This window comes from Mesobacillus boroniphilus, assembly GCF_018424685.1.
Taxonomy (GTDB): domain Bacteria; phylum Bacillota; class Bacilli; order Bacillales; family Cytobacillaceae; genus Mesobacillus; species Mesobacillus boroniphilus_A.
The window spans coordinates 37,141-60,157 of record NZ_QTKX01000005.1; the positions used below are offsets into that span (position 1 = coordinate 37,141).

Sequence of the window (23,017 nt, forward strand, 5' to 3'; positions counted from 1 at the left end):
GTGGTTACTAAAATAATACGTGGTATTTCGAGGAATTGCTTTATTTTCGGGGAAATGCGTCGAACGAAACTTTATTGCTTGTCCTTATTTTTGACAAACTTCTGGATTGCTCCCTTTTATAATAATCAGCAACGATAAAAAAACGGGGAGTGTATTAAATGCAAAAGGTAGAAAGGAACATGATGGAACCGATCGGTGAAGTTCATCTTGAGGAATCACGATTCAGGTTTGCGAAAGGCATGTCGAAGCTACAATCCAAAGTTGAAAACCTTTTCCTGAAAAAAGGCTATATTTTTCTGATCATTGGATTCTTGCTTGGCCGTGCCTTGATACTGGCGAAGTTGACTCCTTTTAGCCTTCCATTTTTTGCGGCTGTGTATCTTATCCGAAAAGACCGTGCGCCTATCGCGCTGTTTGGGTTGGTTGCTGGGGCTGCAACCCTGTCATTTACAGACGCCGTTTTCACGTTTGGTTCTGTATTCTTATTTTTACTGTTATACAAGCTGACGAAAAAATGGATCCAGAATTCTATGAAAGTCCTTCCGTTTTATATATTTTTCACTATTTTAATAGCCAAAATGGTGAAAGTTCTTATTTTGTCAGGAAATATTACTTTGTATGAGGGAATGATGACGGGAGTCGAAGCTGGTCTAGGCCTAGTATTGACATTTATCTTCATGCAAAGCATTCCATTGATGACAGCAAGTAAGCGCAAGCAGTCATTGAAAACGGAGGAAATAGTCTGTTTGATCATCATGCTTGCTTCAGTGATGACAGGAACAATTGGTTGGACAATCTATGATTTGTCGGTAGAGCACGTAATGTCCCGTTATCTGGTCCTCATATTTTCATTTGTCGCCGGTGCCACAGTGGGTTCCACAGTCGGAGTCGTAACAGGGTTGATTTTCAGTCTCGCGAACGTGTCGAGCTTTTACCATATGAGCCTGCTTGCCTTCGCTGGTTTGCTTGGCGGCTTGCTAAAAGAGGGAAGGAAACCAGGGGTGGCACTTGGATTGTTTATCGCCACACTGTTAATTGGCATGTATGGCGAGGGTGGAGGCGCTCTCGGCCAGACATTGACCGAATCAGCAGCGGCAGTCTTGCTATTCTTTCTTACTCCTCAATCACTTACGTCAAAAATCGCCAAACATATTCCAGGTACACCAGAGTATTCAGCCGAACAGCAGCAATATATGAGAAAAATGAGAGATGTGACAGCACAGCGTGTCGTCCAGTTCTCAAATGTATTTGAAGCGCTGTCGAAAAGCTTTTCTACATTGCAGGTTCAGGATGAAACAATTGAAACGGACCGTGATATGGATTATTTCTTGAGCAATGTCACAGAAAAAACATGCCAGACTTGCTTTAAGAAAGACCATTGCTGGACAAGGAACTTTAATACAACCTATGACTATATGAGCGAGATTATGCAGGAGATGGATCAAAATTCTGGTGCAGTACCGCAAAAGCTCTCCCGTGAATGGGACAAACACTGCACAAGATCGAAAAAAGTAATGGAAATCATGCAGCAGCAGCTGACCTATTATCAGGCGAACAAGAAACTCAAGAAACAGGTCCAGGAAAGCAGGCGGCTTGTGGCTGACCAATTGCTTGGTGTTTCAGAGGTAATGGGAGATTTCGCTAAAGAAATCCAGCGTGAACGCGAAAACCACTCGAAACAAGAAGAACAAATACTCGAGGCGCTCCAGGAGTTCGGCATCCATATCGAGCATGTGGAGATCTATAGTCTGGAACAAGGAAATGTGGATATTGACATGACGATTCCGTATTGCCAGGGACATGGTGAATGTGAAAAATTAATCGCACCAATGCTTTCCGATATCCTAAAAGAAAACATCGTTGTCAATTCAGAAGAGTGTTCGACATTCCCGAATGGTTTTTGCCATGTGACATTCCGGTCGGCTAAAGCCTATGCAGTGTCTACAGGCGTGGCGCATGCGGCTAAGGATGGGGACCTCATTTCAGGAGACAGTTATTCAACCATTGAGCTGAGCGGCGGAAAATACGCAATTGCCATCAGTGACGGGATGGGCAATGGAGAAAGAGCTCATTCTGAAAGCAGGGATACTTTATTACTGCTGCAGCAAATCCTGCAATCCGGTATTGAAGAAAAAGTTGCAATCAAGTCAGTGAACTCAATTTTATCTTTAAGGACAACTGATGAAATTTTCTCAACTCTCGATTTGGTCATGATCGACCTGCAAAATGCGTCTGCCCGTTTCTTGAAAATCGGCTCAACGCCAAGCTTCATCAAGCGTGGTGGAAAGGTAATGAAAGTCCAGGCGAGCAACTTGCCGATGGGAATATTGCAGGAATTCGAGGTAGATGTCGTCAGCGAACAGCTGAAGGCAGGCGACTTGCTGGTCATGATGAGCGATGGCGTATTTGAAGGGCCTAAGCATGTCGAAAATTATGATTTATGGATGAAGCGGAAAATCAATGAGCTTCAGACAGAAGATCCTCAGGCAATCGCAGACTTGATTATGGAGGAGGTCATCCGTTCCCGCGAGGGCTCGATTGAGGATGACATGACAGTTGTAGTCGCAAAGATCGACCACAATATCCCAAAATGGGCTTCTATCCCAGTGACCAATTATCAAAAAAGAGCTTAATAGTTTAATTTGACCAATATACTCTTCCTTTATGTATAATTCCCCTTTACTTCGTCGAAAATGGTAACAAATTTATTAAAGGCTTTTTCCTTTTACTAGATTGTAAAACGTAAAAAAGCCTGGAAGTGAGGGGATTGCATGAAAACAGGTACAATCAGGCAAATATTGCTCATAACAGATGGCTGCTCAAACCAGGGTGAAGATCCGATTGCGATGGCTGCGATGGCAAAGGAACAAGGGATTACCGTTAACGTAATTGGAGTGATGGAACAGGATGTTATAGATGAACAGAGCATGACAGAGATCGAGGGGATTGCTATGTCAGGCGGAGGAGTCAGCCAGATTGTGTACGCCCAGCAGCTTTCCCAGACAGTCCAGATGGTGACAAGGAAAGCGATGACCCAGACTCTCCAAGGGGTAGTGAACAAGGAACTCCAGCAAATTCTTGGCGGCGGCCGGACAGTGGAAGACCTTCCGCCGGAGCAGCGCGGCGAAGTGATGGAGGTTGTGGATGAGCTTGGGGAGACAGTCGAGCTCGATGTGTTGATTCTTGTCGATACAAGCGCAAGCATGAAGCACAAGCTGCCTACAGTGAAAGAAGCCTTGCTGGACTTGAGTTTAAGCTTGAATGCAAGGTCAGGGGATAATCGCTTTTCGGTATTTGTATTTCCCGGGAAAAGAAATGATGTCGAAAAATTGCTGGACTGGACACCGAAGCTTGAATCGCTCACGAGCATTTTCGCCAAGCTGACGACGGGAGGAATTACGCCTACCGGTCCTGCCATTCGCGAAGCACTTTCCCATTTTAATAAAAAACGATCTTTAAGGAGCCTATTGTCCGGTGATGATGAATCCTTCTTTGAAGAATCTGTGTAAGGTCATTCCTGGTACGATCATCGAAGGGAAATGGCATCACAATCGATATACAATCATAAAAGAGCTTGGTTTTGGTGCGAATGGGATTGTTTATCTGGCGAGGTACAATAATAAACAAGTAGCATTGAAAATGAGCGACAATGGAATGTCGATCACTTCTGAGGTCAATGTGTTGAAATCTTTTGCCAAGGTCCAGGGATCTGCCCTCGGGCCTTCTTTGCTGGATGTGGATGATTGGGAACGTCCGGGAAAAAAAGTCAGCTTTTATGCTATGGAATTCATTAAAGGACCAGATTTTCTCGCTTTCCTGCAGCAAAAAGGGCCGGACTGGAAAGGTGTGATGATACTCCAGCTGCTTACTGATTTGCAGCTGCTCCATGAAAATGGCTGGGTATTTGGAGATTTGAAGCCGGATAACTTGATTGTGACTGGACCGCCAGCAAGGATACGATGCATAGATGTCGGCGGTACGACAATGCAAGGCAGGTCAATTAAAGAGTTCACCGAATTCTTTGACCGGGGTTATTGGGGGCTAGGGAGCAGGAAAGCAGAACCTGGCTATGATTTATTCGCTGTCGGTATGATCATGGTCAACACGGCATATCCGAAAAGGTTTACGAAGAAGTCGGGCGGGATAAGCGAAATAATGGATAAAGTGAAGCAAAGCGTGGAATTGAGGATTTATGAAAAGGTGATTTATAACGCACTCGCGGGTAAATACCTTTCTGCCATGGAAATGAGGTCTGATTTGCTGCAAGTCCATCAGCCGGCTTCTCCATCGAAAAAAAGCACGGCACAGCAAAAGGCTGCTCCACAAAAGCAAACTCAACAACACAATGTATCAAGTCCTTCTAGGGCGAAGTCAAGTCCAGCTGGCCGCCAAGCGCGGATGGGATACAAGCAGAAAAAGAAAAAATCCTCGGCTCTTGAAACGGTTACTATTATTTTGATTATCTCTTTATTATATTTTTTCTATATTTATAGCCAGATTACATGATTTTTTGAAACTTTTTGCTCCCTCATCCGTACATAAGGGATTAAAGCTCTGTATTTTGAAAAAAGATGCCCAAAAGTGTTAAGCTGGAAATTAATAAACCTCTTTATTTAGAAGATTAATGGGTTGCCGGCATGGGTATAGACTTAAACCGGCAATATCAGTAAGGAAGAACAAGATGATTGATAAGAAGGTAAATGCCTTCCTTGAAAGGCATGATTTTCAGCTGAATAACAAGTCCATTGCAGTTGGGGTTTCTGGAGGTCCGGACTCGCTTGCACTGCTGCACTTTTTATCAGAGCAGCGGGAACAGATGTCTCTGAAGATAGTGGCTGTCCACGTGGACCATATGTTCCGAGGTGATGAGTCTTATCAGGATGCCCTGTTTGTAAAAGCATTTTGTGAAAAACGAGATATCCCCTTCGAGATGGAAAGAGTCGATGTGCCGGCCTATATACGTGAGACAGGGCTAAGTTCCCAGCAGGCTGCCCGTGCGTGCAGATACAACTTTTTCGAGCGAGTAATGGGAAAGCATCATCTTCAGTATCTTGCATTGGGCCACCATGGTGATGACCAGGTAGAAACGGTATTGATGAGGCTTACCAGGGGAAGTTCCGGGAAAGCTAGGGCGGGGATGCCTTTTTCGCGGGAATTTGGTCCGTTCACAATTTTTAGGCCATTTTTATGCCTGACAAAAGAGGAATTGGAAACGTATTGCTCCGTGAATTTTTTGGAGCCAAGAATCGATCCCAGCAATGAGAAGACAGACTACAGCAGGAATCGGTTCAGGAAATTTGTTCTCCCTTTTTTAAAAGAAGAGAATCCAGCGGTCCATGAGCACTTCCAGCGTTTCAGTGAAGAACTGCAGATGGATGAAGAGTATCTTATTGAATTAACAAGCGAAGAATTGAATAAAGTAATGAAGAAAGAGGGCAAAAGGATAACGATTAGTATTAGTTCCTTTCAGGAAATGCCAATGCCTTTACAAAGAAGAGGGATTAAACTAATATTAAATTATCTTTACAATGATCAACCTGCTTCTCTTTCCGCTATACATATTGAAAAGATTTTTTCAATAATTCGCAATCCCCATCCATCTGGAACTCTTGATTTCCCCAGCGGTTTAAGAATCATACGATCGTATGGAAATTGCCACTTCGAATTGAATCCGCCAGAAAGGCAAAGCTATCGCTTCGAATTATCGGGACCAGATCAGCTGATTTTGCCAACCGGTGGTGTCATTGAGGCTCAATTGCTCAATGGTGCTCATGACAGGGATATTTCCAATGATTGTTTTATCGTTGACATGGAGCAGACAGGGACTCCGCTGATAATCCGGACAAGGCAAAACGGCGACCGGATGTCATTGAAGGGGATGGCGGGTTCAAAAAAGGTAAAGGATATTTTCATCGATATGAAAGTTCCATTATCACAAAGAGATGAATGGCCGATTGTTACAGACAGGGAAGGCAGGATCCTTTGGCTTCCAGGCCTGAAAAAATCGAACCATGAATCAACAGAAGGAAACAGGTTATTACTATTAACTTATATAAAGTATTGATATCTTCCAGGGGGCACAAGGATCATGATGAAAAATGATATTGAAAAGGTATTGTTTACAGAAGAGGAAATTCAGGAAAAGACAAGGCAGCTAGCGGCTCAATTGACTGATGAATATCAGGACCGCTTTCCACTGGCAATTGGAGTTTTAAAAGGTGCCATGCCATTCATGGGCGACCTGCTTAAGCGTATGGATACTTATCTTGAGATGGATTTCATGGATGTTTCCAGCTATGGAAATGCCATGGTATCTTCCGGAGAGGTGAAAATCCTTAAGGACCTCGATACTTCAGTAGAAGGAAGAGACATCCTGATCATCGAGGACATCATCGACAGCGGATTGACTCTCAGCTACCTAGTTGAGCTATTCAGATACCGCAAGGCAAAATCAATCAAAATCGTCACTCTGCTTGATAAACCAACAGGAAGAAAAGCTGATATTACTGCTGACTATGTTGGATTCATCGTTCCTGATGAGTTTGTTGTCGGCTATGGTCTTGATTATGCGGAAAAATACCGCAACCTGCCATATATCGGTGTTCTGAAGCCAGAAGTCTATTCAAATTAAAACGGTTACGATTTAGTGAATGAAATTTCACATTTCGAGTAAGAAGCAAATATTCTGAATGTTAATTTCTTGTATTAGCATAATTTGCTATGATACTATTTAGTATAGTTTGTCTACCGTGGGAGGAGGTAAGGGATGAATCGGATCTTCCGTAATACCATCTTTTATTTATTGATATTTTTAGTCATTATCGGAGTTGTGAGTTTCTTTAATGGCAATAACCAGCCAACAGAACCAATCTCTTACGATAAATTCATGCAGGAACTAGAGGCAGGTAATGTCGATGGTGACCTGACGCTGCAGCCTGAACGCGGTGTGTATGAAGTAAGAGGGCAGTTGAGAGGCCAGGAGGAAGGCAAAGGCTTCATCACATATGTCTGGAACAATCCTGAAACCCTTAACAGAATCGAACAAGCGGCCGCAGATGCAGATGTTGAAATTTTGCCTGCTAAGGAAACGAGTGGATGGGTAACGTTCTTTACATCAATCATTCCGTTTATCATCATTTTCATTCTGTTCTTCTTCTTGCTGAACCAGGCTCAGGGCGGCGGAAGCCGTGTCATGAACTTCGGCAAGAGCAAAGCGAAGCTTTATAACGAAGAAAAGAAGAAAGTCCGCTTCAAGGATGTTGCGGGTGCAGATGAAGAAAAGCAAGAACTTGTCGAGGTTGTTGAATTCCTGAAAGACCCTCGCAAATTTGCTGACCTTGGGGCTCGCATTCCAAAGGGAATCCTTTTGGTAGGACCTCCGGGTACTGGTAAGACTTTGCTTGCCCGTGCTGTTGCAGGGGAAGCTGGAGTGCCATTCTTCTCAATCAGTGGCTCCGACTTCGTAGAGATGTTTGTCGGTGTCGGTGCATCACGTGTACGTGATTTATTCGAAACAGCTAAAAAGAATGCTCCATGTATCATATTCATAGATGAAATTGATGCTGTCGGCCGTCAGCGTGGCGCTGGTCTTGGCGGAGGACATGATGAGCGTGAACAGACACTTAACCAGTTGCTTGTAGAAATGGACGGATTCGGTGCTAACGAAGGGATCATCATCGTCGCCGCTACAAACCGCCCTGATATTCTCGACCCAGCATTGCTTCGTCCGGGTCGTTTCGACCGCCAGATCACAGTTGACCGTCCTGATGTTACAGGCCGTGAAGCTGTATTGAAGGTACATGCTAGAAATAAGCCTCTGGATGAATCAGTTAACTTAAAAAGTATTGCGGCCCGCACTCCAGGTTTCTCTGGAGCGGATCTTGAAAACTTATTGAACGAAGCTGCGCTTGTTGCAGCCAGAAGAGATAAGAAGAAGATTGACATGGAAGATCTAGATGAAGCAACAGACCGCGTCATAGCTGGCCCTGCCAAGAAGACCCGTGTCATCTCCAAGAAGGAAAGAAATATTGTTGCCTTCCATGAAGCTGGCCATACCGTCATCGGGGTTGTCCTTGATGAAGCGGAAATGGTCCACAAGGTAACGATTGTCCCACGCGGACAGGCAGGCGGCTATGCTGTCATGCTTCCTAAGGAAGACCGTTACTTCATGACAAAGCCGGAGCTTCTTGATAAAATCACTGGCCTCCTTGGCGGCCGTGTTGCCGAAGAAGTCGTCTTTGGTGAAGTAAGTACAGGTGCCCATAATGACTTCCAGCGTGCTACAGGCATTGCGAGAAGAATGGTAACTGAATTCGGGATGAGTGATAAGCTCGGTCCATTACAATTCGGCCAGGCACAGGGTCAAGTATTCTTAGGCCGTGACCTGAACAATGAACAAAACTACTCTGACAAGATCGCATATGAAATCGACCTTGAAATTCAGACTATTATCAAGGATTGCTATGCAAGAGCGAAAAACCTGCTAACAGAGCATCGTGAGAAGCTGGACATAATTGCGAACACATTGTTAGAGGTTGAAACTCTTGATGCAGAACAAATCAAGCATTTGATCGACCATGGCCGTCTTCCTGAACGCAAAGTCAGTGTTGAGAACGATGACATGAAAGTAACGATCAATAAGAAAAAGGATGAAATGCCTGCAATCGAAGAGACGGATAAGAAAGTTGACTCAGTCATCGAAGATCCAAAGGCAATCGATGAAAATCCAAAAGAATAGACTAAAAAACAGGTGCTCCTTGTGGGGTACCTGTTTTTTGTTTTTTGCCCCTTTGTACTTCTTTCTTAGTTATTCTTCCTGTCTAACACATGGCGTGTTTGACGGGGTTAAACCTTCATAAATCCAAGATGAAACGGTTTAGTTTATTTAGTGAATTCCTATTGATTATGGTATGATATTTTCAGTATTGATCCAGAAAACTATTAATAAGTTGGTGAATAGCTTGATTTTTGTTTTTGACGTCGGGAATACAAATATCGTGTTAGGTGTTTATGATAAAGAAGAGTTGAAGCACCATTGGAGAATAGAAACGAACCGTCATAGAACGGAAGATGAATTTGGCATGATTGTTAAAAATCTATTTGACCATGTCGAACTTTCTTTTTCAGATATTGATGGAATTATTATTTCGTCTGTTGTTCCGCCAATCATGTTCTCGCTTGAGCGGATGTGCCAGAAGTACTTCCACCTTAAGCCCTTGGTCGTCGGTCCTGGCATCAAGACCGGACTGGACATTAAATATGAAAATCCAAGAGAGGTCGGAGCGGACCGTATAGTCAATGCGGTCGCGGCCATTCATGAATATGGAAGCCCGCTGGTCATTGTCGACTTTGGTACAGCTACAACTTACTGCTATATTAATGAGCATAATCAATATATGGGTGGAGCGATTGCGCCGGGGGTTGGCATCTCTACTGAGGCCCTATATTCCAGGGCAGCCAAGCTTCCGCGTATTGAAATCAGCAGACCTGATGACGTGGTAGGAAAGAACACAGTTTCAGCAATGCAGGCTGGTATTCTGTATGGATATGTTGGACAAGTAGAGGGAATAGTTAAACGGATGAAAGATAAGAGTAAAGTCCCTCCTAAAGTAATCGCGACAGGCGGCCTGGCAAACTTAATCGCCCAGGAATCGAATATGATCGATGCTGTGGATCCATTTTTAACTTTAAAGGGACTGCAGCTTATCTATAAGCGCAATATCGAAAAAAACAATTAAGCTTCCTTAATGAGAGGACGCATACAATTTTACAGCACGAAGGGAGTAGAAAAATGAGTGATTATTTAGTAAAGGCACTGGCTTTTGACGGGCAGATAAGAGCATATGCCACAAAAACGACAGAAACAGTTGGAGAAGCACAGCGTCGCCATTATACATGGCCTGTAGCATCTGCTGCACTTGGCCGGACAATGACAGCTGGCGTAATGATGGGTGCTATGCTCAAGGGCGATGATAAATTGACAATCAAAATCGAAGGTGGAGGTCCGCTTGGACTCATTCTTGTGGACAGCAATGCCAAAGGAGAGGTAAGGGGCTTTGTCTCAAACCCTCATGTCCACTTCGATTTGAACGAGCATGGCAAGCTTGATGTAAGACAAGGTGTTGGTACAGACGGGACGCTTACTGTCGTTAAGGATTTAGGCTTACGCGACTATTTTACAGGACAAGTGCCGATTGTATCAGGCGAGCTAGGAGAGGACTTCACTTATTACTTCGCAACTTCTGAACAGGTCAATTCTTCCGTTGGCGTCGGGGTGCTGGTTAATCCTGATAACTCGATCAAAGCAGCGGGAGGATTCATCATCCAGCTGATGCCTGGGACGACAGAAGAAACCATTACAGCGATCGAACAACGATTGCAATCTATCCCGCCAGTTTCAAAGCTAATTGAAAAAGGATTATCTCCTGAAGAATTGTTGGAAGAATTACTTGGAAAAGAGAATGTAAAAGTCCTTGATACAATGCCAGTGAATTTTGAGTGCAATTGCTCAAAGGACCGATTCAGCAATGCTCTCATCAGCCTTGGCACAGAAGAAATCCGTGATATGATCGAGACAGAGGGACAGGCAGAAGCGCACTGCCATTTCTGCAACGAGAAGTACATGTTCACAAAAGAAGAACTGGAAGAGATAGAGAAAGAAGCGAAATAAGCGTAATCTGGGGGAAGAGAAGTGGAAAAAAAGCAGCTTTGGTACATTATTGCCGGGTTAGCCATATTGAACGCTATAACGCTTGTGATGCTGATCGCCAAGCCTGCTATCCTCGAGGGGAATAAGGAGATTGTTGCGGAGATTAGCAAGGATTCAATCACACGCCAGGAGTGGCTCACTGAGCTTGAGGAAAGATACGGTCAGGAAACACTCAGGGACCTGATTGATCAGAAAGTCGTCAAACAAATGGCCGATGAATATAACATCAAAGTGTCAGACCAGGCCGTAGAGCGTGAACTGACAATTTATAAAGCGATGTACTCTGCAGCTGGCAATGAGCCGAAGACAGAAGATAAATGGAAGCAGCAAATTAAATACAGTTTACTGCTCGAAGAAATTTTAACGAAGGATGTTAAAGTTTCGGAAGAGGATATGAAGTCCTTTTATGAACAGAATAATAGCCTTTTTGACATCCCTGCATCCTATCATCTGTCGCAAATAGTCGTCGAAACGAAAAAAGAAGCTGACTCAGCAGTGAAAGAGCTAAAAGATGGCTCCAGCTTCGCTGCTCTCGCAATGGAGCGTTCGATCGATGAGTTTTCAGCGAATGAGGGAGGAGACATCGGCTTTGTTACCGAAGAAGACGAGCTTGTTTTCCCAGAGGTAGTCGATGCAGCGAAATCGCTGAAACCCGAAGAATGGACAGGCCCTGTAAAAGTGGAGAATGGTTATGCAATTGTTTATCTTCATGAAAAACTTGAAGGGAAGAAATATGCCTATAGCGAAGTAAAGAACCAGATTCGCAGGCAGATTGCCCTTGAACAAATGGACATTCCTGTTTCTGCACGGGCGTTCTGGAATGACGCGGAAGTTAGCTGGTTTTATGGTGACAGCGGGAAGAAATAGATAGGAGGCACTGGTTATAATACCGGTGCTTTTTTAATATCCTGTTTAGTGGGTTATAAAATAGGATAGTTTAAAAATGATGTGTTTTTGTCGAATCATACTAATTGACATAAGCTGAAAGTACTGGTAAATTTTAATAAAACCAATTAAAATAGTCGGATTAAAGGGGTGGGTAATTTGGTACGTATTGCAAATTCTATTACAGAACTGATCGGCCAGACACCAATCGTGAAGCTGAACGGACTTGTTGATGAGCAAAGTGCAGATGTATATTTGAAGCTTGAATACATGAACCCCGGCAGCAGTGTCAAGGATCGTATTGCATTGGCGATGATTGAGGATGCTGAGGCAAAAGGAGTCCTGAAGCAAGGGGATACACTCATTGAGCCAACGAGCGGAAATACAGGGATCGGCCTGGCGATGGTAGCAGCAGCCAAAGGATATAAAGCGATTCTCGTCATGCCAGAAACGATGAGCATGGAACGCAGGAATCTTCTGCGAGCCTATGGAGCGGAGCTTGTGTTAACTCCTGGACCTGAAGGAATGGGCGGGGCGATCCGTAAAGCGGAGGAACTGGCAAAGGAAAATGGGTACTTCATGCCTCAACAGTTTGAAAATGAAGCCAACCCTTCTGTCCACGAAAGAACGACCGGACCAGAAATCGTTGAGCAGATGGGTGACCAGCTGGATGCCTTCATCGCTGGCATCGGCACAGGCGGAACCATCACAGGAGCAGGAAAAGTCCTTCGTGAAAAATACAAGGATATCAAGATTATAGCTGTTGAACCAACAGACTCCCCGGTACTGTCTGGCGGAAAACCAGGTCCTCACAAGATCCAGGGAATCGGTGCAGGCTTTGTTCCGGGTGTACTTGATACAAAAGTGTACGATGAAATTATCAAAGTTGAAAATGAGCAGGCATTCGACTATGCCCGCCGCGCGGCAAAAGAAGCAGGAATCCTCGGCGGAATCTCTTCAGGTGCAGCCATTTATGCAGCTTTGGAAACAGCGAAAAAACTTGGCAAAGGAAAAAAAGTACTGGCGGTAATCCCAAGTAACGGAGAACGCTACCTGAGCACGCCACTTTACCAATTTGAAGACTAACAGCACTATCTTTATCTTGATTTTTTCAAAACGAGAAAGCCAGAAGTGAAAACACCTTTTTGCAGGGAGGCATGCTTTGAGCATGTCTCTTTTTGCCGTTCTGCGCTGTTATTTAAAGTTTGGTGCAATAATCGGAAGCTTTTCTGAACTTTTCTAAAATATGGGTTGAAATCATGAAGGTGATTCTATATAATAAAATTAAATTTATCATTCAAAATATTTTGAACGATAAAAAATATTTTCTTGATAATGTAAAATTGAAAGGAGCTCGCTTAATGAAAGAAGTCTATGAAATTACAACAATCGAGCAGGCAAAAGTATTTTCTCATGAATTACGAATGAGAATCATGAGGTGTTTCTTGCAAGAGAAACCAAAAACGGCTACTCACATCGCTGATGAGTTAGGGATGGCTCCCTCCAAGATCCACTATCATGTGAAAGAGCTTGTGAAAGTTGGTTTGTTGGAACTGGTGGATACACGCGAGAATTCAGGAATCATCGAAAAGTATTATCTGCCAGTCGCAAAATTATTCCGGGTTAATTTGAATAAAGAAGAGATAGATGAGGATTTTGTTGATCCGAAAATTAGCTTATTGAGGAATACTTCATTAGAAATCAAAGACAGCACCAAGAATTTTCCAGAAGAAAAACAAAAAGTCATGTCCTTTTACATTGATTTGACCATAGAAGAAAAAGAACAATTTTTAGCGGAACTTGATGAAGTCTTCGAAAGATGGGCCGAAAAAGCAAAAGGGCAGGATTCAAAAGAAAGCCTTCTATATGGACTTGTGTTCGGGATATACCCGAAAAAAGGAGGAGAATAAAGTCTTGAAATTAAATGGTATGAAAACTTTTTTGGTTGTATGGTTTGGCCAGTTTTTCTCGGTAATTGGTTCATCTTTAACTGCTTTTGGATTAGGGATTTGGGTTCTGCAACAAACAGGGTCTGTTACAAAATTCTCGATGATCATCCTGAGTGCAACTTTGCCAAGCATCATACTGATGCCTTTGGTTGGCGTCATCGTGGACCGGTTCAAACGTAAGTGGATCATGATCATCAGCGATGGGGTAGCAGGTGTATCCACCATCGGATTATTTATCCTTTTATATTTTAATCAGCTTGAAATTTGGCATATCTATATCATCACCGCAATATCCTCATTGTTCAGCTCCTTGCAAATGCCAGCTTATCAGTCAACCGTATCATTATTGGTCCCTAAGAAGCAATTAGGCAGAGCAAATGGTTTAATGCAGCTTTCTGACGCTTCCTCAATTGTCATCGCCCCAATTACAGCAGGTTTCTTACTTCATACATTCGGGATCGAGTCCTTGATCATGATCGATGTCATTACATTCGTGATCGCTATTGTTACCTTGTTACTGGTAAAGCTTCCGGAACTCGAGAAAAAGCCAACGGAACCATTGAATTTTTCGTCTTTCATAAAGGAGGTCCAGTTTGGATGGAAGTATATAAAACAACGTCCGGGACTGAAATGGCTTCTTATATACTTTGCCACTGTAAACTTTTTGCTAGGATTCTTTAATGTCCTTCTTCAGCCAATGATTTTATCCCTTAGTAATGAACAAGTACTGGGGATTGCACTATCAATCACTGGAATCGGTATGCTGGCAGGAAGTATCCTCATGAGTTCCTGGGAAGGGCCATCCAATAAAATCAAAGGTCTTTTAGGCTGGGGTTTTGTCATAGGCATGTGTATAGCCATTGCTGGTATGAGTGATTCCATACCTCTTATTATTGGTTCGATTACTTTTGCACTTTTCAGCCTTCCAATTTCAAACACGAGCAGTCGTGTGTTGTGGCAAACGAAAGTGGATCCGAAAGTACAAGGGCGTGTTTTTGCATTGCGATCGATGATTGGCAGATCCTTAAGTCCGTTAGCGATTGTTTTAGCAGGACCGATTGTTGAAAAAGTTTTTCAGCCCCTAATGGAAAAAGAAGGACCACTTGCAGCAACTGTCGGATCTGTGATTGGTGCTGGAGATGGGCGAGGGATTGGATTACTCTTCGTTTGTATAGGGTTTATTTATATGATTACAACCATATTCATTTATTTGAACCCTCGTGTTCGTCAATTAGAAGCAGAATTGCCAGATGAAGTTGGAGAAAAGAATACAAGTGTCGCAAGTGTATGAATGTTTGCGACTTGTCAAAAAATAACTGCCAAAGAAGGCGGTTATTTTTTCGGTTTAAATGAACCTGAGTGCAAAGGCTCCTGATTTTACCTAATTTTGTTTTTTAACTGAATTCCCAAGAAAACTGACAAAAATAAATAATTAAAAATGAAAGCACGCCCTTCATCATGTATGATGAATAAAGAGAAAAAAATAGGAGTGAAAAGCTTGCCGCACTATAGCATTCAATCAAAAACGATCCCATATACAGCTTCACGTTTTTTTCATCAGTACGATCATATTGCACAACAATATAAAGAGCATGTCATCCTCGAAAGCGGAAGAGGCGGGCGTTACAGTATCGCGGCGTTCAATCCTGAGATTGTGTTTTCGGGTAAAAATAATAAATTGACGATCACACAAAATGGTTCGTCAAATATTCTTGAGGGAAATCCTCTTGAGCTAATGAAAAATCATATGGAAAAATATCAGGTGTCTGAAGTAGAAGGCTTGCCGGATTTTCAGGGCGGTTCGATCGGTTATCTGAGCTATGATTATGCCCGTTATATTGAAAAGCTTCCTTCACTGGCAAAGGATGATTCCGGGATCCCGGAGGTCTATTTTCAACTATTCAAGGAATGGTTTGTGTTTGACCACCAGACAAATGTGCTGTGGCTGATGGCCTTAATGGAAAAAGGACAGGAAAACCAGGCGGAGGACAGGCTAACAGAGTGGATAGGTCGGTGGGATGCTGACGTACCTGCAGTTGTTGCTGAAAAAACGCCTGCTTCAGAAGAATTGCAAGTATCCATGGATGAAGCTGAATTCATTGAGGCAGTTGAGAAGGTACAGCATTACATTTCGCAGGGGGACGTCTTCCAGGTGAATCTATCTGTCAGGCAGTCCAAGCCGATTGAGACGGAAGCGCTGGAAGTATACCGACAGCTCCGTAAGCTTAACCCTTCTCCATATATGGGTTACATGCATACTCAAGACTTCCAGCTCGTCAGCGGTTCGCCTGAACTTTTAGCAAAAGTTAAAGGTTCAGAGGTCAGCACAAGGCCGATTGCAGGCACGAGGTCGAGGGGCCGGACAGATGAAGAAGATTTGCAGCTTGCCAGTGAACTGATCAACAATGAAAAAGAGCGCGCCGAACATGTCATGCTTGTAGACCTTGAAAGGAATGACCTCGGCAGGGTGTGCAAGTACGGTACGGTCGAAGTCAATGAGTTCATGGTCATTGAAAAATACTCCCATGTCATGCATATTGTCTCCAATGTGAGGGGGGAGCTGGCAGAGGGTGAAACTTGGTTCGATGTTGTAAACGCGACCTTCCCTGGCGGCACGATTACCGGTGCCCCGAAGGTAAGGACGATGGAAATCATTGAAGAGCTAGAGCCGGTGAGACGCGGACCTTATACTGGTTCGCTTGGCTGGTTCGGTTTTAACGGCAATATGGAACTGAACATCATTATCCGCACGATGCTGGTTAAGGATGGGATGGCTCATGTTCAGGCTGGAGCGGGTGTTGTCATCGACTCCATTCCTGCAAATGAATACAAAGAATCGTTAAAGAAAGCAATTGCTCTTTGGAAGGCGAAAGAGCTTGCGGAGGGTAAAGCATGATATTGATGATCGATAATTATGACTCATTCACATATAACCTTGTTCAGTATTTAGGTGAAATGGGCGAAGAACTTAGGGTCATCCGCAACGACCAGACGTCCATAAGAGGAATTGCGGACCTTGATCCACAGTTCCTGATGATCTCGCCGGGCCCATGCAGCCCGAATGAAGCGGGCATCAGCCTGGAAGCGATCAAGAATTTTTCAGGCAAGACTCCGATTTTCGGTGTTTGTCTCGGCCATCAGTCCATTGCCCAGGTATTTGGCGGTGACGTGGTCCGTGCGGAGCGGCTCATGCATGGAAAAACTTCATTGGTCTACCATGACGGCAAGACGATTTTTGAAGGATTGGAGAATCCATTCCCTGCGGCACGCTACCATTCGCTCATCGTAAAAAAAGAAACCCTTCCTGACTGCCTGGAGGTCTCTGCCTGGACGGAGGAAGGCGAGATTATGGCGCTCCGCCATAAAACGCTGCCTGTCGAAGGTGTCCAATTCCACCCGGAATCGATTTTGACGACGCCTGGAAAGCAGTTGCTGCGTAATTTCATTGCTCATTATAAGACTGCTAAGGAAGTAAGTTTATAATGTTTGTTTATATAAATGGCCGGTTCGTTAAAAAGGATGAAATCACCATTTCTCCTTTTGACCATGGATTTCTATATGGGTTAGGTGTATTCGAAACGTTCAGAATCTATAATGGCCATCCATTTTTGCTGGATGATCATCTGGAACGGCTGAATGCCAGTCTTTGTGTTTTGAACATCGAAGCAGAATTTTCCCGAGAGGAAACGGTGAATATCCTTGATGGGCTATTAGCTAAAAATAACTTCCGGGATGCCTATATCCGCTTCAATGTTTCGGCAGGAAATGGCGAAATAGGATTGCAGACGGAGAGATATAGGGAGCCGAATGTGATAGTTTTTGCCAAGCCGCTGTCTCCAGCAGGAGGTATGAGTGAGAAAAAGGCTTTAATGCTGGATCTGAAACGTAACACACCTGAGGGAACAGAGCGGCTAAAATCCCACCATTACCTCAATAATGTCCTCGCCAAGCGTGAGGCAGGCCCTGCAATGGATACAGAAGGAATTTTCCTGACAAGTGAAGGCTTTTTGGCCGAAGGGATTGTTTCGAATATTTTTTGGTACAAAGAGGGTGTCCTTCATACCCCGGCTGTTGAAACGGGAATTTTAAATGGAATCACCCGCAGGTTCGTCATCGCACTTGCCCGCAACGCAGGCATCGAGGTTCGTGAAGGCTTTTACAAAAAGGAAGAAGCGGAGGCTGCAGATGAAATGTTCCTGACAAATTCAATCCAGGAAATCGTCCCCGTCACAGAGTTCTCTGGTAAAAGCTTTCCTGGTAAAGCGGGGATGCTGGTGAATAGCTTGTTTGGCAAATATGAAGCTTGCCGGGAAACAGTATGGAGCAGAACAAAATTGGATGGAGGAGCACATACATGAATACCGTGATAAAAGCCGGTCCATATACACTGGACTTCACCAATAAAACACTGATTATGGGAATATTGAACGTCACTCCGGATTCTTTTTCGGACGGCGGAAAATACAATCACCTTGATCGTGCTGTCGTACATGCCAAGCAAATGGTCGCCGACGGAGCGGATATTCTTGATATCGGCGGTGAATCGACAAGGCCGGGACATGAACGGATCTCCGACGAAGAGGAGATCAGCAGGGTTGTGCCGGCGATTGAAGCCATTTCGAAAGAAGTTCATGCACCAATCTCTATAGATACTTATAAATCGACGGTTGCCAAAAGTGCCGTCGATGCTGGAGCGGCTATCATCAACGATATCTGGGGAGCGAAGGAAGACCCGGAAATTGCGGATGTCGCTGCAGAAACCGGAGTTCCGATCATCCTGATGCACAATCGGAATGATCGCAAATATTCAAACTTCATCCGTGACGTTTTGAATGACTTGTATGAAAGTATCACAATAGCTAAAAAAGCAGGGGTCAGCGACGAGCAAATCATCTTGGACCCGGGGATCGGGTTTGCAAAAGACCTCAGGGAAAACCTTGAGATGATGCGTCACCTTGATACGCTTGTGTCTTTAGGGTATCCTGTCCTCCTTGGCACATCGAAAAAATCGATGATCGGCGGTGTGCTCGATCTGCCTGTTACGGAAAGAACAGAAGGTACCGGAGCAACCGTGTGTTACGGGATCCAGAAAGGCTGCCAGGTTGTCCGGATTCATGATGTGAAAGAGATGTCGCGGATGGCAAAAATGATGGACGCGATGATGGGAAAGGGTGAATACTGTGGATAAAATACATGTGAACCAAATGGAGTTTTACGGGTACCACGGTGTTTTTCCTGAAGAAACAAGGCTGGGCCAGCGTTTTACGGTAGATTTAACGGTGGAACTGGATCTTTCAAAAGCAGGGGAAAGCGATAATCTTAATGAGTCAATTAACTATGCGGATTTATATATGGTCTGCAAGGATATCGTTGAAGGCCAGCCATTTAAGCTTGTAGAAGCGATTGCTGAAAAAATTGCCGGGACGATTCTTGAACGTTTTTCACTTGTAGATGCTTGCCACGTAAAAGTCATCAAACCGGACCCACCGATACCTGGCCATTACAAATCAGTCGCAGTTGAGATCACAAGGAGCAGATGACAGTGGAAAACAAAGCATATATTGCGCTAGGGTCTAATATGGGTGACCGGTTTGGGTATTTGACCCAGGCAATCATCCTCCTTGAAAGCCATGAAAATATCGCAGTGGAAAATACTTCTTCTATCTATGAGACCGACCCGGTAGGCTTCACTGACCAGGATCAGTTTTTAAATATGGCCATCCAAGTAAGGACAAGCCTTGGGCCGGTGGAACTTCTGGATACCTGCCTTGAAATCGAATTAAAGCTTGGGAGAAAAAGGGAAATAAAATGGGGTCCCAGAACTTTAGACCTTGACATTTTACTGTTTAGTCACGAAAATATTGAAACGGAGAAGCTTACAATTCCTCACCCTCGGATGAGCGAACGCGCATTTGTAATCCTTCCGTTGCTTGAAATGGACCCAAATCTCACGCTCCCGAACATGAAGGAGCCGCTGAAAAACTGTTTGCTAAGTATACCGGATAGAGAAGGAGTACGAATATGGAAGCAGAAAAATGGGGAAGACGTATTCGCGCTTATCGAAAGCTGAAGGGTTACACACAGGAAAGCTTCGCTAAAGAGCTGGGAGTATCGGTTTCCATCCTTGGAGAAATCGAACGTGGCAACAGGATGCCTGATGAAAGACTGATTGTCAAAATCGCAGAATTCCTGGGTGTCGAATTAGATGAACTAACACCGCAATAGGTTTGATATATTGATAAATTAAAAGGAGGCAGATTATGCTCAAGATTGGCGATATCGAAATGAAAAACCGGGTTGTCCTTGCGCCAATGGCTGGCATCTGCAACTCAGCGTTCCGTTTGACCGTAAAAGAATTCGGCGCCGGGCTAGTCTGTGCCGAAATGGTCAGCGACAAAGGCATTGTTTCTCAAAACAATAGAACACTTGATATGTTATATATAGATGAACGAGAAAAGCCGCTCAGCCTGCAGATTTTTGGCGGTGAAAAGGAAACGCTTGTCCAGGCGGCGCAATACGTGGATAAAAATACGAATGCCGATATCATTGATATCAATATGGGCTGCCCGGTGCCAAAAATCACAAAATGTGACGCGGGTGCGAAGTGGCTGCTAGATCCAAACAAAATTTACGAAATGGTATCGGCAGTAGTGGATGCTGTTGAAAAGCCGGTTACAGTTAAAATGCGTATGGGCTGGGATGATGAACATATTTTCGCGATCCAGAATGCGCAGGCTGTAGAACGCGCCGGTGGTAAGGCAGTTGCGCTACACGGCCGTACACGTTTACAGATGTATGAAGGAACAGCAAACTGGGATATCATCCGTGACGTGAAGCAGGCTGTAAACATTCCTGTGATCGGCAACGGGGATGTTCAGACTCCTCAGGATGCCAGGAGGATGCTTGACGAGACAGGCGCAGATGGAGTCATGATCGGCCGCGCTGCTCTCGGAAACCCATGGATGATTTACCGTACGGTAAAATATCTCGAAACAGGGGAATTAATGGGTGAACCAAGTGCGCGCGAAAAAATCGACGTCAGCATCCTGCACCTTGACCGCCTGATCGCTTTGAAGAACGAACACATTGCCGTCCGTGAAATGCGCAAGCATGCAGCATGGTACCTGAAGGGAATCCGTGGGAACGCAACTGTCCGTAACGGTATCAATGAATGCTCAACAAGAAATGAGCTTGTCGGTTTGCTGAAAAACTTTGCGGATGAAGCAGAAGCAAAAGAGCAAATAGCACATCAGGTTGGATAAAAATTGACATTAATCGTCACTTTTCCTATAATACCTTTATCCTTAAATGTAACTGCCAGTGGTCAAACTGGCAGTTTTTATTCTATTTGGGCATTAAAAAGAGATTTTTAATGTCTGAATACGTTTGTTTGTGTAAAATAATAAAAGTATCCACCAAACATAATTAGGATTACATAATAAATCTATTATATATATTGGAGTGAAAGCGATATGAGTCATGAAGAATTAAATGACCAGCTCAGAGTCAGAAGAGACAAAATGAGTTCATTGCGTGAAAAAGGCATGGATCCTTTCGGCAAAAGATTCGAACGCACTCATCTTACTGATGAGTTGGTTAGCCAATACGGTGAATTGGAAAAAGAAGATATCGAAGCAAAGAACGTATCGGTAAAAATAGCTGGACGTATCATGACAAAGCGCGGAAAAGGAAAAGCAGGCTTTGCGCATATCCAGGATCTCGCTGGCCAAATCCAGATTTACGTTCGCCAGGATGCAGTCGGCGAAGAGCAATATGAAGTTTTTGATTCAGCCGACCTTGGTGACATTGTTGGGATTGAAGGAACGCTTTTCAAAACAAAAGTTGGCGAGCTATCAATCAAAGCACAAAACTTTGTGTTCCTGACAAAGGCTCTTCGTCCGCTACCTGAAAAGTTCCACGGACTGAAGGATGTCGAGCAGCGGTACCGTCAGCGTTACCTTGACCTGATTACCAGCAATGAAAGCAAGACTACTTTCATCAACCGCAGCCGCATCATTCAATCAATGCGCCGCTATTTAGATGAACAGGGTTATTTGGAAGTTGAAACGCCGTTAATGCACTCAATTGCCGGCGGAGCTTCAGCGCGTCCGTTCATCACGCATCATAACGCGCTAGATATGCAACTATATATGCGAATTGCAATCGAGCTTCACTTGAAGCGCCTGATTGTCGGCGGCCTTGAAAAAGTATACGAAATCGGTCGTGTATTCCGTAACGAAGGTGTATCCACAAGGCATAACCCAGAATTCACGATGCTTGAGCTATATGAAGCATATGCTGACTGGAGAGACATCATGTCCCTTACTGAGAACATGGTTGCGTACATCGCCCAGGATGTTCTTGGAACAACGTCAATCCAGTATGGCGAGTATGAAATTGATCTAAAGCCAGAGTGGAAGAGAGTCCACATGGTAGATGCGATTAAGGAATATACAGGAGTGGACTTCTGGCCGCAAATGAGCACAGAGGAAGCTCGTGCGCTTGCGAAGGAGCATGGGGTGGAAGTCACTGAACACATGCAATATGGACATATCGTCAATGAATTCTTTGAGCAAAAAGTAGAAGAGCACCTGATCCAGCCGACATTCATTTACGGCCATCCGGTTGACATTTCACCTCTGGCGAAAAAGAATGACGAAGATCAACGCTTTACTGACCGTTTCGAATTGTTTATCGTAGCAAGGGAGCATGCGAACGCATTTACTGAGCTGAACGATCCAATTGACCAAAGAGAGCGTTTTGAAGCGCAGCTAAAAGAAAAAGAACAAGGAAATGACGAAGCGCACGAAATGGACGATGATTTCATCGAAGCGTTGGAATACGGAATGCCTCCAACAGGCGGATTAGGAATCGGGATCGACCGATTGGTCATGCTGCTGACGAATTCACCATCCATCAGGGACGTTCTATTATTCCCATTAATGCGTCACCGTTAATAGATAGAAGAAAAGGCAAAACGGCAAAGGCCGTTTTGCCTTTTTTAATCTAGAATGAGATTGAATATAATCCTTCACATTGAAAGAAATGAAAAGCAGTGGTCTACTAATATTTGAACACAGAAATATGAATTATCTTTCTTTTATTTCCGCGAATAAAAATAGCAAAAAGATATTGCTATTGTAGAATAAAGGTGCTATATTTATATCTGTTGCTACGAGCTACTTAGTTAGCAACAAGAAAACGAAAAAAACTTATTGACATCAGGCTTTAAACTTGATAATATATAAGAGTTGCTTCTGACGGAGCGACGAAACAAATTGTTCTTTGAAAACTAAACAAACAAGCGTCAACAAACAATAAATTATCATGACTTCTATTATAGAAGAACATGAGCCAACGTTTTAACTTTATGAGCTAACTCATAACTCTTTCTTGGAGAGTTTGATCCTGGCTCAGGACGAACGCTGGCGGCGTGCCTAATACATGCAAGTCGAGCGGATCTTCATTAGCTTGC

The 23,017-nt window shown here is 43.9% G+C and carries 21 protein-coding genes and 1 rRNA gene; all 22 read left to right on the top strand.

Features of this window, described 5'->3' with window-relative positions:
* The first annotated feature begins 158 nt into the window (after window positions 1–158).
* Entirely contained in the window at window positions 159–2,633 is a 2,475-nt protein-coding gene (gene spoIIE, locus DYI25_RS21425; RefSeq protein WP_213372731.1) for a stage II sporulation protein E, read from the top strand.
* Between the two features lie 138 nt (window positions 2,634–2,771).
* A complete protein-coding gene (locus DYI25_RS21430; protein WP_213372733.1) occupies window positions 2,772–3,509 on the top strand; it encodes a vWA domain-containing protein in 738 nt (245 codons plus the stop codon).
* The gene (locus DYI25_RS21435; RefSeq protein ID WP_213372774.1) at window positions 3,478–4,506 is read left to right on the top strand and encodes a protein kinase domain-containing protein; all 1,029 of its coding nucleotides are present in this window, start codon (window positions 3,478–3,480) and stop codon (window positions 4,504–4,506) included. Before DYI25_RS21430 ends, DYI25_RS21435 begins: the two co-directional genes overlap by 32 nt.
* Window positions 4,507–4,681: 175 nt before the next feature.
* A complete protein-coding gene (gene tilS, locus DYI25_RS21440; RefSeq protein WP_213372735.1) occupies window positions 4,682–6,064 on the top strand; it encodes a tRNA lysidine(34) synthetase TilS in 1,383 nt (460 codons plus the stop codon).
* A gap of 27 nt (window positions 6,065–6,091) precedes the next feature.
* Window positions 6,092–6,631, top strand: a complete 540-nt coding sequence (gene hpt, locus DYI25_RS21445; protein WP_213372776.1) for a hypoxanthine phosphoribosyltransferase — start codon at window positions 6,092–6,094, stop codon at window positions 6,629–6,631.
* 135 nt (window positions 6,632–6,766) lie between these two features.
* Complete coding sequence (gene ftsH / locus DYI25_RS21450) at window positions 6,767–8,737, top strand: ATP-dependent zinc metalloprotease FtsH (RefSeq protein WP_213372737.1); 1,971 nt, start codon at window positions 6,767–6,769, stop codon at window positions 8,735–8,737.
* Between the two features lie 223 nt (window positions 8,738–8,960).
* The gene (locus DYI25_RS21455) at window positions 8,961–9,737 is read left to right on the top strand and encodes a type III pantothenate kinase (RefSeq protein ID WP_213372739.1); all 777 of its coding nucleotides are present in this window, start codon (window positions 8,961–8,963) and stop codon (window positions 9,735–9,737) included.
* A 53-nt stretch (window positions 9,738–9,790) separates the two neighbouring features.
* Window positions 9,791–10,669, top strand: a complete 879-nt coding sequence (gene hslO / locus DYI25_RS21460; RefSeq protein ID WP_213372741.1) for an Hsp33 family molecular chaperone HslO — start codon at window positions 9,791–9,793, stop codon at window positions 10,667–10,669.
* A gap of 21 nt (window positions 10,670–10,690) precedes the next feature.
* On the top strand, window positions 10,691–11,575 hold the full coding sequence (locus DYI25_RS21465; protein ID WP_213372743.1) for a peptidyl-prolyl cis-trans isomerase: 885 nt from the start codon (window positions 10,691–10,693) through the stop codon (window positions 11,573–11,575).
* A gap of 177 nt (window positions 11,576–11,752) precedes the next feature.
* Window positions 11,753–12,679 carry a cysteine synthase A gene (gene cysK / locus DYI25_RS21470; RefSeq protein ID WP_249745617.1) on the top strand — a complete coding sequence of 309 codons (927 nt, stop codon included), beginning with the start codon at window positions 11,753–11,755 and terminating at the stop codon, window positions 12,677–12,679.
* 275 nt (window positions 12,680–12,954) lie between these two features.
* Window positions 12,955–13,503, top strand: a complete 549-nt coding sequence (locus DYI25_RS21475; RefSeq protein WP_213372745.1) for an ArsR/SmtB family transcription factor — start codon at window positions 12,955–12,957, stop codon at window positions 13,501–13,503.
* 4 nt (window positions 13,504–13,507) lie between these two features.
* The gene (locus DYI25_RS21480) at window positions 13,508–14,833 is read left to right on the top strand and encodes an MFS transporter (RefSeq protein WP_213372747.1); all 1,326 of its coding nucleotides are present in this window, start codon (window positions 13,508–13,510) and stop codon (window positions 14,831–14,833) included.
* Between the two features lie 207 nt (window positions 14,834–15,040).
* Window positions 15,041–16,438, top strand: coding sequence for an anthranilate synthase component I family protein (locus DYI25_RS21485; RefSeq protein WP_425374544.1), 1,398 nt, complete (start codon window positions 15,041–15,043; stop codon window positions 16,436–16,438).
* Window positions 16,435–17,025 carry an aminodeoxychorismate/anthranilate synthase component II gene (gene pabA / locus DYI25_RS21490; protein WP_213372749.1) on the top strand — a complete coding sequence of 197 codons (591 nt, stop codon included), beginning with the start codon at window positions 16,435–16,437 and terminating at the stop codon, window positions 17,023–17,025. Before DYI25_RS21485 ends, pabA begins: the two co-directional genes overlap by 4 nt.
* Window positions 17,025–17,900, top strand: coding sequence for an aminodeoxychorismate lyase (gene pabC / locus DYI25_RS21495; RefSeq protein ID WP_213372752.1), 876 nt, complete (start codon window positions 17,025–17,027; stop codon window positions 17,898–17,900). The genes pabA and pabC overlap by 1 nt, the downstream gene beginning before the upstream one ends.
* The gene (gene folP, locus DYI25_RS21500; RefSeq protein WP_213372754.1) at window positions 17,897–18,730 is read left to right on the top strand and encodes a dihydropteroate synthase; all 834 of its coding nucleotides are present in this window, start codon (window positions 17,897–17,899) and stop codon (window positions 18,728–18,730) included. The genes pabC and folP overlap by 4 nt, the downstream gene beginning before the upstream one ends.
* Entirely contained in the window at window positions 18,723–19,082 is a 360-nt protein-coding gene (gene folB / locus DYI25_RS21505) for a dihydroneopterin aldolase (protein ID WP_213372756.1), read from the top strand. The genes folP and folB overlap by 8 nt, the downstream gene beginning before the upstream one ends.
* Window positions 19,083–19,084: 2 nt before the next feature.
* A complete protein-coding gene (gene folK / locus DYI25_RS21510) occupies window positions 19,085–19,612 on the top strand; it encodes a 2-amino-4-hydroxy-6-hydroxymethyldihydropteridine diphosphokinase (protein WP_213372758.1) in 528 nt (175 codons plus the stop codon).
* Window positions 19,564–19,767, top strand: a complete 204-nt coding sequence (locus DYI25_RS21515; protein WP_213372760.1) for a helix-turn-helix domain-containing protein — start codon at window positions 19,564–19,566, stop codon at window positions 19,765–19,767. Before folK ends, DYI25_RS21515 begins: the two co-directional genes overlap by 49 nt.
* 35 nt (window positions 19,768–19,802) lie before the next feature.
* Window positions 19,803–20,804: a tRNA dihydrouridine synthase DusB gene (gene dusB, locus DYI25_RS21520; protein ID WP_213372762.1), complete on the top strand. Its 1,002-nt coding sequence runs from the start codon at window positions 19,803–19,805 to the stop codon at window positions 20,802–20,804.
* A gap of 210 nt (window positions 20,805–21,014) precedes the next feature.
* A complete protein-coding gene (gene lysS / locus DYI25_RS21525) occupies window positions 21,015–22,499 on the top strand; it encodes a lysine--tRNA ligase (protein WP_213372764.1) in 1,485 nt (494 codons plus the stop codon).
* A gap of 433 nt (window positions 22,500–22,932) precedes the next feature.
* Window positions 22,933–23,017: ribosomal RNA gene (locus DYI25_RS21530) — 16S ribosomal RNA — on the top strand; the annotation flags it as partial.